The following is a 1,105-nucleotide window of genomic DNA, read 5'->3' as shown; positions in this document are numbered from 1 at the left end:
CGGGCCATGAGCCCCCAGCAGAGAATGCTGGGACCCGGCCGGGGGTAGTCGCTGGGGGCGTGCCGGACGCCGTTGACGCGGCGCCCGGCACGGTCCCCGCGCGACGATTCGGCCCTGTCGGCCGGCCGCTGTTAGCCTTTCCTGTCCGGTGCCGCCTGGCGCCATACGAGCCGATTCGGTCCGAACCGCATCGGAGTGCAGAGCCCTCCTGCCGCGGAGAGTCCGTGGCCGCCTGAGTCCAGAGGAGGTGGAGACCGCTTTGCGTAACTATGAAGTCGTGGTCATCCTCGACCCGAGCCTCGACGAGCGGACGGTCCAGCCGTCGCTCGACAAGTACCTCAACGTCGTCCGTAACGACGGTGGCACCGTCGACAACGTCGACATCTGGGGCAAGCGCCGCCTGGCGTACGAGATCAAGAAGAACGCCGAAGGCATCTACGCGATCATCAAGCTGACCGCGGAGCCGTCGACGATCGACGAGTTCGACCGTCAGCTGGGCCTCAACGAGGCCGTGCTCCGCACCAAGGTCCTGCGACCCACCGTCTGAGGATCCTCGCGGATCCGCCCGACCGAGGGCTGACCCCGTCGCTGTGGACGACCACTACTCATTGTCGGTCGCTCACGTCACGATGGGGGCGACTCCGGGCCTGACCCGGACCAGCCTCACGCACCGGCACCCACACAGGAGACACCATGGCAGGCGAGACCGTCATCACCGTCGTCGGCAACCTCGTCGACGACCCGGAGCTGCGCTTCACCCCCTCGGGTGCGGCCGTTGCCAACTTCCGGATCGCGTCGACGCCACGCACGTTCGACAAGCAGACCAACGAGTGGAAGGACGGCGACGCGCTGTTCCTCTCCTGCGCGGTCTGGCGGCAGTACGCCGAGAACGTCGCCGAGTCCCTCACCAAGGGGATGCGCGTGATCGTCACCGGCCGCCTCAAGTCGCGGCAGTACGAGACGCGTGAGGGCGAGAAGCGCACTGCCATGGAGATCGACGTCGAAGAGGTGGGCCCCGCCCTCCGTTACGCCACGGCCAAGGTCGCCCGCGCGGCCCGGTCCGGCGGTGGCGGCGGGTACGGCGCCTCGGGCGGCGGTGCCGGTG

Annotated in this window: 2 protein-coding genes; both read left to right on the top strand. The window is 68.8% G+C overall.

The window, feature by feature from the left end; genetic code table 11:
• Nucleotides 1–259 precede the first annotated feature (259 nt).
• A complete protein-coding gene (rpsF, locus tag E7Z54_RS02125; RefSeq protein WP_136431351.1) occupies nucleotides 260–547 on the top strand; it encodes a 30S ribosomal protein S6 in 288 nt (95 codons plus the stop codon).
• Nucleotides 548–693: 146 nt separating this feature from the next.
• The coding region (locus E7Z54_RS02120) for a single-stranded DNA-binding protein (RefSeq protein WP_136431349.1) at nucleotides 694–1,105 on the top strand (412 nt) is incomplete at its 3' end.

Source organism: Nocardioides sp. (genome assembly GCF_004803405.1).
GTDB classification, from domain to species: Bacteria; Actinomycetota; Actinomycetes; order Propionibacteriales; family Nocardioidaceae; genus Nocardioides; species Nocardioides vastitatis.
Note: the sequence above shows the minus strand (reverse complement) of the source record. Positions and strands in the feature narration are given on the sequence as shown.